This window comes from Arthrobacter sp. 10N43 (assembly GCF_056394525.1).
In genome coordinates this window covers 588,230-603,967 of the sequence record NZ_JBFTIA010000003.1, presented here as the reverse complement: position 1 = coordinate 603,967, position 15,738 = coordinate 588,230, and the positions used below count along the sequence as shown (strand labels likewise).

12 protein-coding genes are annotated in these 15,738 nt (G+C 67.1%); 4 read left to right on the top strand and 8 right to left on the bottom strand.

What is annotated here, in order from left to right:
- Window positions 1–119: 119 nt before the first annotated feature.
- Genes purU through glyA form a run of 7 tightly spaced genes read right to left on the bottom strand, consistent with a single transcriptional unit; the run spans window position 120 to window position 8,921 of the window.
- Complete coding sequence (gene purU / locus AC1DDO_RS07645) at window positions 120–995, bottom strand: formyltetrahydrofolate deformylase (RefSeq protein ID WP_476971666.1); 876 nt, start codon at window positions 993–995, stop codon at window positions 120–122.
- 2 nt (window positions 996–997) lie between these two features.
- On the bottom strand, window positions 998–2,428 hold the full coding sequence (locus tag AC1DDO_RS07640) for an L-serine ammonia-lyase (protein ID WP_476971665.1): 1,431 nt from the start codon (window positions 2,426–2,428) through the stop codon (window positions 998–1,000).
- Window positions 2,428–3,063 carry a sarcosine oxidase subunit gamma gene (locus tag AC1DDO_RS07635; RefSeq protein WP_476971664.1) on the bottom strand — a complete coding sequence of 212 codons (636 nt, stop codon included), beginning with the start codon at window positions 3,061–3,063 and terminating at the stop codon, window positions 2,428–2,430. Before AC1DDO_RS07635 ends, AC1DDO_RS07640 begins: the two co-directional genes overlap by 1 nt.
- On the bottom strand, window positions 3,056–6,007 hold the full coding sequence (locus AC1DDO_RS07630) for a sarcosine oxidase subunit alpha family protein (RefSeq protein WP_476971663.1): 2,952 nt from the start codon (window positions 6,005–6,007) through the stop codon (window positions 3,056–3,058). Before AC1DDO_RS07630 ends, AC1DDO_RS07635 begins: the two co-directional genes overlap by 8 nt.
- Complete coding sequence (locus tag AC1DDO_RS07625; RefSeq protein WP_441408321.1) at window positions 6,004–6,333, bottom strand: sarcosine oxidase subunit delta; 330 nt, start codon at window positions 6,331–6,333, stop codon at window positions 6,004–6,006. The genes AC1DDO_RS07630 and AC1DDO_RS07625 overlap by 4 nt, the downstream gene beginning before the upstream one ends.
- Window positions 6,334–6,363: 30 nt before the next feature.
- Window positions 6,364–7,584: a sarcosine oxidase subunit beta family protein gene (locus AC1DDO_RS07620; protein WP_476868371.1), complete on the bottom strand. Its 1,221-nt coding sequence runs from the start codon at window positions 7,582–7,584 to the stop codon at window positions 6,364–6,366.
- Window positions 7,581–8,921 (bottom strand): serine hydroxymethyltransferase, encoded by a 1,341-nt coding sequence (gene glyA, locus AC1DDO_RS07615; RefSeq protein ID WP_476971662.1) that lies wholly within the window; start codon window positions 8,919–8,921, stop codon window positions 7,581–7,583. Before glyA ends, AC1DDO_RS07620 begins: the two co-directional genes overlap by 4 nt.
- A 159-nt stretch (window positions 8,922–9,080) precedes the next feature.
- Between glyA and AC1DDO_RS07610 the strand changes: the two genes are divergently transcribed.
- The 4 genes from AC1DDO_RS07610 to AC1DDO_RS07595 all read left to right on the top strand — a co-directional run bounded on the left by AC1DDO_RS07610 (window position 9,081) and on the right by AC1DDO_RS07595 (window position 14,146).
- Window positions 9,081–9,752, top strand: a complete 672-nt coding sequence (locus AC1DDO_RS07610) for a GntR family transcriptional regulator (RefSeq protein ID WP_476866825.1) — start codon at window positions 9,081–9,083, stop codon at window positions 9,750–9,752.
- A 696-nt stretch (window positions 9,753–10,448) separates the two neighbouring features.
- Complete coding sequence (locus AC1DDO_RS07605) at window positions 10,449–11,858, top strand: MFS transporter (RefSeq protein ID WP_476971661.1); 1,410 nt, start codon at window positions 10,449–10,451, stop codon at window positions 11,856–11,858.
- Between the two features lie 59 nt (window positions 11,859–11,917).
- Complete coding sequence (locus AC1DDO_RS07600) at window positions 11,918–13,174, top strand: aminopeptidase P family protein (protein WP_476971660.1); 1,257 nt, start codon at window positions 11,918–11,920, stop codon at window positions 13,172–13,174.
- A 159-nt stretch (window positions 13,175–13,333) separates the two neighbouring features.
- Window positions 13,334–14,146: an IclR family transcriptional regulator gene (locus AC1DDO_RS07595; protein WP_476971659.1), complete on the top strand. Its 813-nt coding sequence runs from the start codon at window positions 13,334–13,336 to the stop codon at window positions 14,144–14,146.
- Window positions 14,147–14,182: 36 nt separating this feature from the next.
- Here AC1DDO_RS07595 and AC1DDO_RS07590 read toward each other — a convergent pair whose 3' ends face one another.
- Window positions 14,183–15,736, bottom strand: coding sequence for a PucR family transcriptional regulator (locus AC1DDO_RS07590; protein ID WP_476971658.1), 1,554 nt, complete (start codon window positions 15,734–15,736; stop codon window positions 14,183–14,185).
- Window positions 15,737–15,738: the final 2 nt, after the last annotated feature.

Genomic DNA, 15,738 nt, shown 5'->3' with positions numbered 1-15,738 from the left:
CGCAGCCACTAAGCCGGTCATTAAGACGGCGAGGCGAGGACCTCCCGGCTGATCGGCTGGGCTTAACGGCCCACATCGGCACGGGAGATCCTCGCCTCGGCCCCACCAAGGGGTTCCGGCTAGCGCAGGACGACTGTCCTGTTGCCCTGGAGGATGACGCGTCCCTCGCAGTGCCAGCGGACGGCGTTGGAGAGCGCCTTGCATTCGGTGTCGCGTCCGGCGGCCACGAGGTCCTCGGGCCCGAAGGTGTGGTCTACTTCCACCACCTGCTGGGCGATGATCGGCCCCTCATCCAGCTCGGCGTTGACGTAGTGGGCGGTGGCGCCGACCGTCTTCACGCCCCGGGCATGCGCCTGGTGGTAGGGCTTCGCGCCCTTGAAGCTGGGCAGGAAGGAGTGATGGATGTTGATGGCGCGGCCATCCAGCTGGCGGGTGAGGTTGTCGCTGAGGACCTGCATGTAGCGGGCCAGGACCACCAGTTCAACGTCCATCCGGTCGATCAGTTCCAGGAGCCGCTGCTCGGCCGCTGGCTTGGTGTCCGGGGTGATGGGCACATGGAAGAAGGGAATTCCGTGCCATTCGACGGTCCGGCGGTGGTCGGGATGGTTCGAGACGACCCCGACGATCTCGATGGGCAGTTCACCGGTGCGGGCCCGGTACAGCAGGTCGTTCAGGCAGTGCTCGAATTTCGAGACCATGATCAGGACCCGCCGTTTGCTGCTGTGCCGTCGCAGGTCCCAGCGCATGCCGAATTTATCGGCGACCGGAACGAAGGCTTCCCGGAGCGTGTCGAGGGTTGTTTGGTCCCCGGCCGAGGCGAAGTGGAGCCGCATGAAGAAGTGGCCGTCCAGCTGCGAGTCGAACTGTTTGCTTTCCAGGATGTCGCAGCCCTGGTCCAGCAGGAATCCGGACACGGCGTGGACGATCCCGCGCGTTTCCGGGCAGTCCAGGGTCAGGATGTGCTCCACGGTTTCGGTGCTCTGGTTCTCGGCCATGGTCAGCACTCCACGACATTCACGGCGAGGCCTCCGCGGGAGGTTTCCTTGTACTTGGTTTTCATGTCTGCTCCTGTTTCACGCATGGTCTTGATGGCCTTGTCCAGCGAGACTTTGTGGCTGCCGTCCCCGTGCAGGCACAGGCGGGCGGAGTTGATGGCTTTGACGCTGGCAATGGCGTTGCGTTCGATGCAGGGGATCTGCACCAGTCCGCCGACGGGGTCGCAGGTCAGGCCAAGGTTGTGTTCGATCCCGACTTCGGCGGCGTTTTCCACCTGTTCCGGGGTGCCGCCCAGCACTTCGCAGAGCCCCGCCGCAGCCATGGAGCACGCCGATCCGACTTCACCCTGGCAGCCGACCTCTGCTCCGGAGATGGAGGCATTGATCTTGAACAGGATCCCGACGGCGGCTGCGGCCAGCAGGAAGCGCACCACGCCGTCGTCGTCGGCTCCCGGGACGAACTTGACGTAATAGTGCAGCACGGCCGGGACGATTCCGGCGGCGCCGTTGGTGGGGGCCGTGACGATCCGTCCGCCGGCGGCATTCTCCTCGTTGACGGCCAGGGCGAACAGGTTCACCCATTCCATGGCCAGCAGCGGGTCCGCGGGCGCCTGGACCAGGGTGGAGGCCCCGCCACCGCTTCCCGCTCCGCCGCCACCGCCTCCGGCGGCCGTGGCCGTCAGCGTCCGGAACAGGGAAGGGGCGCGGCGTTTGACGTTCAGCCCGCCGGGAAGGATGCCCTCGGCGGCGCAGCCGTTCTCCACGCACTGGCGCATGACCGCCCACAGGTCCAGGAGTTTTTCCCGGAGTTCGGCCTCGCTGCGCCAGACGAGTTCGTTGGCGAGCATGACGTCGGAGATGGACATATTCTCGCGGGCGCATATATTCAAGAGCTCGTCGGCTGTGGTGAAGGAGTAGGGGAGCACGGTGTCGTCTGCCACCACCTGGTCAGCGCCCTGGGCATTGCCGTCGACGACGAAGCCGCCGCCGACCGAGTAGTAGCTGCGTTCCTTCAGCACCGCCCCGGTGTGGTCCAGCGCCCGGAACGTCATGCCGTTGGGGTGGGCCGGCAGCGACTTGCGGCGGTGCAGGACCACGTCCTCGTCCCAGTTGAAGTCCACCCGGTGGTGGCCGGCAAGCCGCAGTTCGGCATCCAGGGCCGCTGCCGCCACCTGGTCATCGGCGGTGCCGGTGTCCACGGTCTCGGGGTCCTGGCCCTGCAGGCCCAGGACCACGGCCTTGTCCGAACCATGCCCCCGCCCGGTCGCCCCGAGCGAGCCGAACAGTTCGGCCTGGATCCGCGCCGTTGAGCTCAGCTGCCCGTCACTTTTCAGCCCGTCGGCGAAGCGTTTTGCTGCCCGCATCGGGCCGACCGTGTGGGAGGAGGACGGCCCGATGCCAACAGAAAACAGATCCAGGACGCTGAGCGCCATCAGGGGACCTCGGGAGTCGCAAATTCGCGCATGGCGTCCAGGAGCCAGCGGCCGAGGAACTCCGCGAAGGATGCCCGCGGGAAGATCCGGTAGGTCTCCTCTGCGGTCTTCCACAGGATCGCCGGGATGCCGCCGATTTCCGTGGACAGGGCCGTTCCGGTCTGGAAGACGCGGGGGTGCAGGTCCAGGGCGCAGCCCTTTTCCAGCACTGCCCGGGCCCGGGGGCCGGAGAGTTCGAGCGTGGTGCGGTTGGCGGAGAGGTCCACCACCTGGCCCTCGGCGTCACCGAGTGCGTCGGTGAGCGCCCCGGGGAGCTCGCCGCCAAGGCTTTCATGGGATTCCGCCGGTGCCACCAGCAGGAATTCTTCCGGGCCCAGCCACAGCACCGCGGTGCCGCCGCTGCTGCGGACCTGCCCGGAAGCGGCGGGAAGGCCGCCCGTGCGGGTGCCCAGCCGCTCCCCGGCAGCGCCGGCAGGGTCGACCCGGATCCCGGCCATGGTCAGGAACGGCACCTCGCGCAGTTCCACCGTGCCCGCAACGGAGCCGGCTTCAAAAGCGGTCCGCAGGAGCGCGGCCGGGCTTTTCCGGAGGCTCTGGATCTTCTTGGAATTTTCGAGTGCTGCTGTGTCAGCCATCTTTACGGGCCCCTTCGGAGTCAAAAAGTACGGTTTCTGCGACGACCACGTCCACCAGCTGGTCTCCGGCGGCGGCCACCAGGGTTTCACCGATGCGGTTGCGCCCGTTCTTGATCAGGGCCAGCGCAAACGACCTGCCCAGCGCGGCGCTGTGGTAGCTCGAGGTCACGAACCCCTGCATGGGCACGGGGCCGTAGGCGGGGTTGACGGTGATGCCCTGCTCCACCAGCTGGGTGCCTTCCGGGAGCCGGATGCTGCCGTCTACGGGGAGGACGCTGACCAGATGCTTGCGGTCAGCGCGGGCGGCGTCCTTGCGGGCGTAGGAGCGTTTGCCGACGAAGTCCTTGACCTTGGACACCACCCATTCCATCCCGGCATCCTGCGGGGTGACGGTCCCGTCGGTGTCCTGGCCGACGATCGGGTAGCCCTTTTCAGCCCGCAGCACGTGCATGGTTTCGGTGCCGTACGGGGTGATGTTGAACTCCGCGCCGGCCTCTGCCACGGCTTCCCAGGTTGCCAGCCCGTACCAGGACGGGACGTTGATTTCGTAGGCCAGTTCGCCGGAGAACGAGATCCGGCAGATCCGGGCCTGCACGCCGGAGGCCAGGGTGGTCTCGCGGAACGTCATGAACGGGAAGGCCTCGGCTTCGAGACCGCCGTCCGCTGCAAGTTCAGGGGCCAGTTTGGCGATGACGGCCCGGGATTTGGGCCCGACGACGGCGATCGTGGACCACTGCTCCGTGACGGAGGTGCAGTGCACGTCCAGCTCCGGCCATTCGGTCTGCAGCCATTCCTCCAGCCAGTCCAGGACCTTGGCCGCGCCGCCGGTGGTGGTGGTCATGAAGAACCGGTCCTCGTCCAGGCGCAACGTGACGCCGTCGTCGAAGATCATCCCGTCCGGGGTGCACATGACGCCGTAGCGTGCCGAGCCCGGTGCCAGTTTCTTGAACGCGTTGGTGTAGATCCGGTTCAGGAACTCGCCAGCGTCCTTGCCCCGGATCTCGATCTTGCCCAGGGTAGTGGCGTCCATGAAGCCCACGGACTCGCGGACGGCGGCGCATTCGCGCAGGACCGCGGTATCCATGTCCTCGCCGTCCTGCGGGTAGTACCAGGGCCGCTTCCACTGGCCGACATCCTCGAACAGTGCACCCTTGGCGGCATGCCACGGGTGGATCGAGGTCAGGCGGGCGGGGTCGAACAGCTCGCCGCGCTGGCGCCCGGCCAGTGCCGCGAACGCCACGGGGGTGAAGGGCGCGCGGTAGGTGGTGGTCCCGATCTCGCCGATGCCGCGGGACGCCTCGCCGGCCGTGCGGAGTGCGGCGGCGATGACGCCGATCGCGTTCACCCCGGAGGTCTTGCCCTGGTCGTTCGCGGTGCTGATCGAGGTGTAGCGCTTGACGTGTTCCACCGAGCGCATGCCGGCGCCCGTGGAGCGCAGGACATCGGCCACGGTCTGGTCGCGCTGGAAGTCGACGAAGTGGTGGTGCCACTCCTCCGGGCTGCCCTGCTGTCCGGGTACCAGCCAGAGCTGGCGGGTAGGGGCGGCCGCCACCGGTTCGCCGATGACTGAAGGTGCGACGGCGGACTCGAAGCCGGCGGCGAGGACCGCCGCGGCCCCGGCGGAGATGCCTTCGGCCACGCAGTCGTCCAGGTCGAAACTGCCGCGCCCGGATCCGGCCACCTGCTGGTTTGGAACCACGCTGTTAGGGACGAAGGCGGCGAGATCCTCGTCCCATCGGAGCTTGCCCTGCCGCTGGGAGTGCAGGTGCACCACCGGTGACCAGCCGCCGGAAACTGCCAACAGGTCGCACGCGAGCTGTTCGATGCCGGAGGTGAGTTCGCCGGCGTCGTTGATGCTCCGGACGGTAACGCCAAGGAGCCGGCCGTCGCCGGACTCGGCGGCGGTATCGGCGACGGCGCTGCCGATCAGCACCCGGGTACCGGCCGCTGCCGCGGCGGAGGCCGTTCCGCTCAGCTGGGCGCGGGCGTCCACGACGGCTTCGACCTTGATGCCGGCGGCGCGGAGGTCCGCGGCCAGGGCGTAGGCGCTGTCGTTCGTGGTGCTGATGACCACCCGGGATCCGGCGCCGACGGCGTAGCGGTTCAGGTAGGTGCGGACCGCGGAGGCGAGCATGATGCCGGGCCGGTCGTTGTTTTCGAAGACCAGCGGGCGTTCGTGGGCGCCCGGGGCCAGGATGACCTGGGCGGCGCGGATGTGCCAGATCCGCTGGCGGGACACCCCGGGCACGGCCGGGGTGAGGAGGTGGTCCGTCCGGTTCTGGGCCGCGATGACGTAGTTGGAGTCGTAGGAGCCGAAGGCGGTGGTGCGGTTCAGCACCGTGCACTCGGCCGCGGAGATCAGTTCGGCTTCAACGTTGGCCACCCAGTCCAGGGCGGGCTGTCCTTCGATGCTCTCGGCAAGGGCTGGATCGGTGGAGCCGGACAGCAGCGAGCCGCCGAGCTCGGGCTGGTCGTCAATGAGGATGACCCGGGCGCCGGCGCGGACGGCCTGCCGTGCGGCGGCCAGGCCGGCGGGGCCGCCGCCGACCACGAGGACGTCTGCGTGGACGTACTTCTTGTCGTACTCGGCGTGGTCCTCGGCCGGGTCCAGCTTTCCGAGCCCGTTGAGGTATTCGGCGCTGAGGCCGTCCACGAGCGACACGGTGGTGGCGGGGAGCATGGATTCGGCCACGTGGCCCGGGAACCGGGCGGCGACCTTGACCAGGGCGTTGGATTCCTCGACGCCGGCGGACATGATGCCGCGGGCCCGGTCCTCGTAGAGGGAGTTGCCCGCCGTTAGCCGGCCGTTGGCTAGCAGCGCGGAGGCGAGGGTGTCGCCGGGGTGGCCCGTGTACTCCCGGCCATCCAGGGTGAAGCGCCAGGTGACGCTGCGGTCGATGCGTCCGCCGGTGCTAAGGCGCGCGGACTGCGGCTGAGCGCTCATTTGATTGCTCCTTCCGGGGAGACGGGGCTGGTGACGGTGGGGGCTGTGGTCCCCGTGGCTGGGCGCATTTGGCCCATCGGGTAGACCGCGTGGATGTCGTAGGTGTTCGTGTCGCGGAGCATGTTGAACCATTGCCGGCAGCCCGTGCTGTGCAGCCAGCGCTCGGCGAAGGCGCCCTTGGTGTTGTCGCGGTAGAACAGGTACTCGGCCCATTCGCGGTCCGTGAGCTCTGCCGGATTTTCGGGGTAGGCCACGTGGGCCTGGCCGCCGTAGTGGAATTCGGTCTCGTCGCGGGGACCGCAGTTGGGGCAGGGAATCAGGAGCATGTCCGCACCTCTTTCTAGTGGGCAGGTTGTCTAGTGGGCAACGGCAGCGGCGCCGTGTTCATCGATCAGGGCGCCGGTTTCGAAGCGCTCGAGGGCGAAGGGCTGGTTGAGTTTGTGCGGTGTTCCGGTGGCGATGGTGTGCGCGAACGTCAGCCCGGCCGCCGGTGTGCCCTTGAATCCGCCGGTTCCCCAGCCGCAGTTGACGAACATGTTCTCCACCGGGGTGGTGCCCACGATCGGGGAGGCATCCAGTGTGGTGTCCACGATCCCGCCCCAGGTCCGGAGCACGTGTGCCCTGGCGAAGATTGGGAAGAGTTCGACGGCGGCGGCCATCTGCTGCTCGATCACGTGGAAGGATCCACGCTGGCCGTAGCCGTTGTAGGAGTCCACGCCGGCGCCCATGACCAGTTCGCCCTTGTGCGCCTGGGAGACATAGACGTGGACGTGGTTGGACATGACCACGGTGGGGTGGACGGGCTCGTGGAGCTCGGACACCAGCGCCTGGAGCGGGTGGGACTGGATGGGGAGCCGGAAGCCGGCCATTTCCGCCAGCACCGAGCTGTGTCCGGCGGCGCAGAGGCCGACCTTTTCGGTGTGGATGGTGCCGCGGCTGGTCTTGACGCCCACCACCTTGTTGCCGTCCTTGAGGAAGCCGGTGACTTCGCAGTTCTGGATGATGTCCACGCCGAGCTCATCGCACTTGCGGGCGAATGCCCAGGCGACGTGGTCGTGCTTGGCGATGCCGGCGCGCGGCTGGTAGGTGGCACCCATGACCGGGTAGCGGATGTTGTCGTTGATGTTCAGGATGGGGCAGAGTTCCTTGACCTGCTGCGGGTCCAGCCATTCGGCGTCGACGCCGTTGAGCTTGTTGGCCCCGACGCGGCGGACGCTTTCGCGCACGTCGCCCAGGGTGTGGGCCAGGTTCATGACCCCGCGCTGGCTGAACAGGAAGTCGTATTCGAGTTCTTCCGGCAGGATCTCCCACAGCTTCAGGGCGTGCTCGTAGATCGCCGCGCTCTCGTCCCAGAGGTAGTTGGAGCGGATGATGGTGGTGTTCCGGGCCATGTTGCCGCCGGCTAGCCAGCCCTTTTCCAGGATGGCGATGTTGGTCATTCCGTGATTCTTGGCCAGGTAATACGCCGTCGCGAGTCCGTGTCCGCCGCCGCCGACAATCACGGCGTCGTAGGAGGACTTGGGCTCGGGATTGCGCCAGAGGAAGTCCGGGTGTTCCGGCAGGTGTTCGGTGGTCATTGTGCTGCTCCAATCAGTTCTGCCTCAAGCCCGGTTGCCGCTGTGCTGGAGCCAAGGTGCGGGTAAAGGGGGAATTGTGCCGCCAGGGCGCTGACCCGGCCGCGCAGTTCGGCGGCCGTTTCGCTGCTGAGTTCGTTCCCGGGCGCCTGTGCGGTGAGGGCGGAGGCGATGATGTCTGCCACCTCCGTGAACTCCGCGGCACCGAAGCCGCGCGTGGCCAGGGCCGGGGTGCCGATCCGCAGGCCGGAGGAGACCATGGGCGGGCGCGGATCGAACGGTACGGCGTTGCGGTTGACGGTGATGCCGATCCGGTGGAGCCGGTCTTCGGCCTGCTGGCCGTCCAGTTCCGAGTTCCGCAGGTCCACCAGGACCAGGTGCACGTCGGTGCCGCCGTTGACCACGGAGATCCCTGCCGCCGCCACGTCGTCCTTCAGGAGCCGGGACGCGAGGATCTTTGCGCCTTCGAGGGTGCGTTCCTGGCGTGCCTTGAATTCGGGGGAGGCGGCGATCTTGAACGCCACGGCCTTGGCCGCGACCACGTGTTCCAGCGGGCCTCCCTGCTGGCCGGGGAACACGGCGCTGTTGATCTTGCGCGCGTATTCCTCCCTGGCAAGGATCACGCCGCCGCGCGGGCCACCGAGGGTCTTGTGCGTGGTGGTGGTGACGACGTCGGCGTAAGGGACCGGGTTCGGGTGCAACCCGGCGGCCACGAGGCCGGCGAAGTGGGCCATGTCCACCATGAGGTAGGCGCCCACGAGGTCGGCGATCCGCCGGAACTCCGCGAAATCCAGCTGCCGGGAGTAGGCGGACCAGCCGGCCACGATCATCTTGGGCCGGTGTTCGAGGGCCAGGGCCTCCACCTCGGCCATGTCCACCAGGTGGTTGTGTTCGCTCACGTGGTACGGGACCACGTTGTAGAGCTTGCCGGAGAAGTTGATGCGCATGCCGTGGGTGAGGTGCCCGCCGTGGGCCAGGGCCAGCCCCATGATGGTGTCGCCGGGTTCCAGGAGGGCGAACATGGCGGCGGCGTTGGCCTGGGCGCCGGAGTGGGGCTGGACGTTGGCGTACTCGGCGCCAAAGAGGGCCTTGACCCGGTCGATGGCGAGCTGCTCGATCACATCGACGTGCTCGCAGCCGCCGTAGTAGCGCTTGCCCGGGTAGCCCTCGGCGTATTTGTTGGTCAGCACCGAACCCTGTGCCTCCATGACCCCGGCGGGGGCGAAGTTCTCTGACGCGATCATTTCAAGGGTGGACTGCTGGCGGCCCAGCTCCCTTGCCACGGCCTGTTCGACCTCGGGATCGACTACGGAAAGTCGCTCGTTCAACTGCTCAACCACGTTCGCTCCTTTGAAATACCACTGTTGCCATGACTGATATATCAGTGTGATGACAATGGTATGATTGGGATCACACCAGAGTCAATAGCAGGAAGCCAAGTGGAACCGGGTTTCCGTTTGGAATCCAGAAACGTTGAAATCCAGAAACGGAGCCGAGCCGTGAATGCACTGACCGTCCTGCCGCCCGCAGAGGACGAAGCACTCTCCCAGGCGGAGGCCGCGTACCGGCAGCTGCGCGACAAGCTGATCATGCTCGAAATCCGGCCGGGCGAACCCATCAACGACGGGCAGCTGGCCGCCGAGCTCGGCTTCGGCCGCACTCCCGTGCGCGAGGCCATCAAGCGGCTGGAAGTGGACCACCTGGTGGTTTCCTACCCGCGCCGGGGAACCTTTGCCACCACCGTGGACTTCACGGAACTGGCCGACGTCTCCGAAATCCGGGAACTGCTGGAGCCGCTGGCGGCCCGCCGGGCGGCAACCAGGGCCAACGCCGCCATGCGCCGCGAACTGCTGGAGGTCGCGAACACCATTGCGGAGCTGGCCCCGAGCCCTGCAGAGTCCAGGGAACTGATGCGCTATGACCTGACGGTGCACCGCCTGATTTACCGGGCCGCGGCCAACCCGCATCTGGAAGACACGCTGATCCGCTACGACAACCTGGCCACGCGCATCTGGTGCCTGGTCCTGGACAAGGTCCCCTCGGTCAGCGGCCACATCACCGAACACGTGGAGCTGCTTAAGGCAGTGGCCGACGGCGACGCGGACAAGGCCGGCGAGCTCGCCCTGCACCACGTCACCAGCTTCGAAGAGACCATCCGGAAGGTCCTCTAGAACGCGCACGCTTCCGGCGACATCGACGACGGCGGGAGGTTGCCGCCGTCGTCAAGAGCCCTTTGCTCCGAGCGAATCAAGGCGCGGCTGGCCGCGCAGGGCGCGGGCTGACCGCCTAGTGCCTGGCGATGCGGAAAATACCTCTCGACGCCCGAATACCGGTCGCGTCAGGTATTTCCCGCGTCGCTGAAAGGAATTCGCCTCGGGGTTAGCCGTTCTTCTTCCAGCGCTTCGGCCACTTCACGTTCATCAGGAGCATGCCAAGCAGGAGCCCGTCGACTGTCATGACTCCCGCCAGGAAGTAGGCCCACCCGGCCATCATGGCGTGCCCGCCGCCCGCGGGTCCGAAGTGCGCGTGTGTACCAGAATGCCCATGACAATCTCCTGACCTGGCCCCCCAGTCGCTCGATAGTTCCCCAAGTGTGACACCGTGCGGCCCCCGAGGGAACCGCAGTTCTGCCCGGCCCAAGCTTTTTGCAAGGCAACCGAACGGACTCCTACTGAATGCAACGCGGTCTCGGTCAATGCAACCGACATGACTCGGCCTGGACGCTTGCCGAACCCCCACGCCCCGGGCATCTGCACCGAATTGATTTTTGGGCTGGAACAAAAAAGCATTGACTGTGTCATGCGTCACCCCTAATCTGGTGCAACAGCGTTGCGCTGATTGCAACTCCAAAACACTTTGGTGGACACATGAGCAATGAATCTTCCTCCCCCGCCACCCTTGCGGGACCAGCCGGCCCGGAGTCGAATAACGGGCATGGCAGAACTTCCTCCGGGCAAACCACGTTGAGCGGCCATGCGGGCCCGGTCGGGCACGATCCCAGCGTCAGCAGGGAAACCCGACGCCGGGTAGTCACCGCCAGTTTCATCGGCAACTTCGTGGAGTGGTTCGACTACGCCGTCTACGGCTACCTGGCCGCAACCATCGGCGCCGTCTTCTTCCCCGAATCCAACCCCCAGACGGCGCTCCTGCTGACGTTCGCCCTGTTCGCCATCTCGTTCCTGGTCCGGCCGCTCGGCGGCTTCGTCTGGGGCCACATCGGCGACAAGGTGGGGCGCCGGACCGCGCTGTCGCTCTCCATCCTGATCATGTCCGGAGCAACCTTCTGCATCGCCCTCATCCCGGGATTCAACTCCATCGGGATCTGGGCGCCGATCCTGCTGCTGGTGGTCCGCGTGGTCCAGGGCTTCTCCGCCTCCGGGGAATACGCAGGCGCCTCGGCCTTCCTGGTGGAGTACGCCCCGGCCAACAAGCGCGGCCTGTACGCGGCGGTGGTTCCGGCCAGCACCGCCGCGGGGCTGCTGCTCGGCTCTCTTCTCGCGGGGCTGCTGACCATCCTGCTCAGCACCGAGGCGATGCAGAGCTGGGGGTGGCGCCTGCCGTTCCTTCTCGCGGCCCCGATGGGCCTGATCGGACGCTACATCCGCACCAAGCTGGAAGACACCCCGGTGTTCCGCGAACTGGCACAGGAGGACCAGGCCATCAAGGCCCCGGTATCCAGCCTCTTCCGGAACCACTGGCGGATGCTGCTGAAGGCCGTGGGAGCCGTGCTGCTCAACGCCGTCGGCTTCTACGTGATCCTCAGCTACATGCCGACCTACCTGTCCTCGGAGCTGGGCCTCGGCGCTGCCGAATCGTTCCTCGCCACCACCATCGCGCTGGTGACCTACATCGGGTTCATCTTCCTGACCGGGATGCTCTCGGACCGCTTCGGCCGCAAGAAGGTCCTCATCGCGGCATCCCTGAGCTTCATTGTGCTGACCGTGCCGGCCTTTGCCCTGCTGGGCACCGGGAACTTCCTGGTGATCGTCCTGGTCCAGATCCTGCTGGGCGGCATGCTGACGCTCAACGACGGCACCCTGCCCAGCTTCCTGGCCGAAATGTTCCCCACCCGGGTCCGCTACAGCGGCTTCGCCGTCAGCTTCAACCTCTCCAACGCGCTCTTCGGCGGCACCGCCCCCTTCATGGCGACCCTCCTGATCGCCGCGACGGCCAATGAGCTGGCCCCGGCCTGGTACCTGGCCGGCGCCGCGGCCGTCTCCCTGGTCGCCGTCGTCCTCTCCCGCGAAACCAGCAAGGAACCGCTCAGCCACGAGTAGCCCTGCCGGCCCCACATCTTCCCTCCCAAGAAGCCGAACCGCAGAAAGGCACCACCACCATGACCATCACCACCTCAGATAACGCCTCGTCCATCGCCGAACTGGAGCGCCTGAAAGTCCTGCACAACGGGCAGAAGGAAAAGCTGACGTTCTCCAGCGCCGAATTTGAGCGCCGGCTCGCCGGGCTGCGCCGCATCATGGCAGAGAAGGACCTCGACGCCGTCGTCCTGACCAGCTACCACTCCATCAAGTACTACTCCGACTTCCTCTTCACTTACTTCGGCCGTTCCTACGCCATGGTGGTCACCAAGGACGACACCGTGACCGTCACGGCGAACATCGACGCCGGCATGCCGTGGCGGCGCAGCTACGGAGACAATGTGGTCTACACCGACTGGCGCCGGGACAACTACATCTTCGCCATCCAGGAGGCCCTGCGCACCCGCGGCATCGCCCCCCGCCGGCTCGGCGTCGAAGACGATTCGCTCCCGCTGGACAACCGGAACAAGATCCAGGCGGCGTTTGCAGGGGCCACCCTGGTGGACGTGGCCCAGGCCGCCATGCGCCAGCGGATGATCAAGTCGGCCGAGGAGATCGAGGTCATCAAGCACGGAGCGCGCATCGGCGACCTCGGCGGCGAAGCCATCCGCAACGCCATCACCGCCGGCATCACCGAATACGAGGTCGCCCTGATCGGCACCGAAGCCATGGTCCACGAAATCGCCCGGACGTTCCCGGATTCGGAAATCCGCGACACCTGGGTGTGGTTCCAGTCCGGCATCAACACCGACGGCGCCCACAACTGGGCCACCACGCGCAAGATCCAGGAACACGACATCCTGTCCCTGAACTGCTTCCCCATGACCTCCGGCTACTACACCGCACTGGAACGCACATTGTTCTACGGCGAACCGGACGCGCGCTCCCTGGAACTGTGGAACATCAACGTTGAGGTCCACAAGCGCGGCCTCGAGCTCATCAAGCCCGGAGCCGTCTGCAAGGACATCGCCGCCGAGCTGAACGAGATCTACGTGGGCCACGGCCTGCTCGCCAACCGGACGTTCGGCTACGGACACTCCTTCGGTGTCCTGAGCCACTACTACGGCCGCGAAGCCGGACTGGAACTCCGCGAGGACATCGACACCGTGCTGGAGCCGGGCATGGTGGTCTCCATGGAACCAATGATCACGGTCCTGGACGGCCAGCCCGGTGCCGGCGGCTACCGTGAGCACGACATCCTGGTGGTCGGCGACGACGGAGCCGAGAACATCACGAAGTTCCCCTTCGGCCCGGAATACAACATCGTGGGCGCCTGAGGCGCCACGCCCACCCCTAAAGGGGCATCCCTGAAGGGCCGGTCCCCTAAAGGGGCGGTCTCGTGAAGGGACGCTCCCTGAACGGGATAGCCAGCGAAGCGGCGCCACGTCCACCGTGGCGCCGCTTTTCGGCCCCCATGCGGAATGATGGTAGACACCATGACCCCAGCAGAATCTCCCGAAACCACCGGAAACGGCGACACCAAGGGCACGTCCGTCATCGTCAACGCCATCGCCGTGCTGCGGACGTTCACACCTGATGAGCCGCTGCTCGGCGTCACCGAGATCGCCAACCGGGTCGGGCTGCACAAGAGCACCGTTTCGCGGATCCTTGCCACCTTCGAGCAGGAACACCTGGTGGAACGGGACCCGGAAACCCGCCGCTTCCGGCTGGGACTGGGGCTGATCGCCGTCGCCGGGCCCCTGCTGGCCGAACTGGAAGAACGGCGCGTGGCCTACCCGGTCCTGCGTGAGCTCACCGAACAGACCGGCGAAACCAGCGCCCTGATGGTGTGGAACGGCGCCGAGTCAATGTGCGTGGAGCAGATCGCCAGCCACCAGCAGATCAAGCATGCTACCCCGCTGGGCGCCAGGTACACGGATGCCATGAGCGCCTCCGTCCAGGTCTTCCTCTCCGCCGAGCCGGCCGAACGTGTCCGTACGCTCCTGCGCAGCGGAGCCATCAGCTACCCGGGCCTGGACGACGCCGGCCTGGACGGCTACCAGATCAAGCTCAAGGATGTGGCCGCCCGCGGTTGGGCCATCAACTACGGCGAATCCTCCATCGACGAAGTGGGCGTGGCGGCCCCCGTCTACGACCACCGCGGCGACGTCGTGGCCGCTGTCCTGATCTCGGCACCCCGGTTCCGCGTCTCCCGGGAACGGCTGCAGGGGCTGGGCGAAGCCTGCGCCACCGCGGCAGGGAAGATCACCACACGGCTGGGCGGACGCGCGCCCCGCAACACCGACTAACCCGCCACCGGCCGGCGCAATACGGACCCAGGCGCCTCAGCCGAGCCGGGCCAGCCGGGCGGCCAGATGGAGCGCCGCGAGCCGGCCGGTGCCCCGCGGGTCGCCGCCGCACAGTTCGAAGATCCGCTGCAGCCGTTGATGCATCGACTGCCGTTCCACGTGCAGCTCCCTGGCCGCCTGGGCGGTGTTGCAGCCGGAATCCAGCCAGGTGGCCAGGGTGCCGAGCAGCCGCGAATTGCGTTGCGCATCGTAATCCAGGACCGCGCCCAGCTGCTGCCGCACGAAGTTGCGCCGCTGATCGGCGTCCAGGCTCCCCACAGCGAGGCGTTCGACGGCGAATGCCTCGGAATCGATCACGGGGCATTGCTGTTCGGACGCCCCCGCCTGCGACCGTCCCAGCGCGCCCGCGAGCTCCAAGGTGAGCCGGGTTTCCGAGAGGGACAAGGGGGCATTCTTAATCCCGTCAGCCAGCGGACCAACGGCAACGAGCGTCCCTGCCAGTGCCGGAAGTGCCCGCAGTCCGGCCAGGAGCGCGTGCCGGCTCTCCCGCGGGCTGTCGCCGGAGAGGACGGCCACCGCCAGAAGCTCCGCGTTATCGACATACGTGGCGCTCGGCTGCGCCCCCCGGGACAGCAGCTGCTCCACGGACGCCCGCAGCTGTTGGAGCATGTCGGACCGGACTACGAGTGCCACGAGGGGTGCGGCGGGCGGAATTCCCGCCGCGGAAGCCAGCTGCTGGAGCCGCCAGGCCTGGCTTCCTGAATCGACCGCGCGCAGCAGCGCCGCCCCGGCGACTTCCTTGAGGCCGGGGGACATCCGCTGCAGCAGGGCGAGGGCCAGAATGTCCACCGAGCGGTTCCCTGCCGTACGGGCGAGGTTCTCGTCCTCGCCCGCGGGAACCCGGAGCAACAGCTGCGCCGCAAGGATGCCACGGATCGGAACGTCGATGCGGATCAGGCGTTCCTGCTCCTTGGGCCAAATGGCTGGGCTGCCGGTCCCGGCGGAGTCGGCGGCCTCGCCCTGCCCCGGCGCTGCGCTGGCCAGGGTGGCACCCGTGGTGGACGTCAAGGTCACCTCGGCATTGGCGATGCCGGCCAGCACGGCGAGAATCCGGTCCAGGCTGCCGCCGTGCGCCAGCTCGACGGCCATGGCGTGGCTGGCCTCGTCCGCCCGCCGCAACTGGGACACGGAGTCACTGACCAGCATGGAGTTGATGGCCTGCATGACACCAACGAAGGGCACCACCCTGCGGAGTTCGATCAACGGCAGTCCGGCCGCTTCGGCGGCCGCCACCATGGAGGACGGGAGTGACGGAAGGGCGTCTCCGGTCTCGATGGCTACCGCCGCGACACCACGCTCGGCCAGCTGGCGGACGTAATTGACCCGCCGCTCCTCAGAGGCGAGGGCCAGGGCTTCCCCGCCGGTCAGCAGCAGCTCCCCGCCGGCAAGCAGGGGAGCGATGTCGATAATTTCACTGGAGTGGATCCACCGCAGCTGGGCCTGGGCTGCGGCCCGTGCCCCGGCCCGGATGACGGGGTCGGCTGCGGCCAAGGTCGGATGGGTCAGGGCGTCTTCAAGGCGAATGGACATTA